The 551-nt window shown below is 62.4% G+C and carries 1 protein-coding gene; it reads right to left on the bottom strand.

Annotated elements, in window-relative coordinates:
• A partial coding sequence (locus FRC98_RS21050) for a glycerophosphodiester phosphodiesterase (RefSeq protein WP_230467904.1) occupies nucleotides 1–551 on the bottom strand: 551 nt, incomplete at both ends.

Below are 551 nucleotides of genomic sequence, written 5' to 3'. Positions count from 1 at the left end.
GCGGATACTCCTCGACGGTTGAGAGCGGATTGGTACGAATCGGTGACCACAGCGTCGACCCCGAGAGCGAAGAGTTGATCGAGCTGCTCCTCTTCGGTGACGGGCCAGAACTCGGCAACCAGGGTGGAGGCGCACACCATCACGCCGAGAGCTCGCGCACCATGAACGTCGCCGGTGGCGGCGCCGACAGCGATCGGGTGAAGGGCGATCGCTCCGACCGCAGCGGCATACGATGCGGCCTCTTCCATCACGACAAGGTGGCGAAGACCAATCTTGAGAGACGGATGCGCGACAGCAAGCGCCGCCATCGACACATGATTAGTGGAGGTGATTGTCACGCGCTCGTGCATACGACGCTTGTGCACGAGCTCTGCGACCGCAACAGCGGCGGGGCTGGCTCCCTCACCGTGCTGCGGGTCTTCCTTCACATCAAGGATGAGATGGGCATCGGAACCGGCCAGCAACTCGACCACTTCAGCAAGCGTCGGAATTCGGGTGCCAGCGAATCCCTCGCGCCCAACGCCAATGTCGACCGTCTTCAACTCAGCCAA

It is taken from the genome of Lujinxingia vulgaris (assembly GCF_007997015.1).
Lineage (GTDB): Bacteria > Myxococcota_A > Bradymonadia > Bradymonadales > Bradymonadaceae > Lujinxingia > Lujinxingia vulgaris.
The sequence above is the reverse complement of the archived record's forward strand: the minus strand, read 5'-3'. Positions and strand labels throughout refer to the sequence as shown.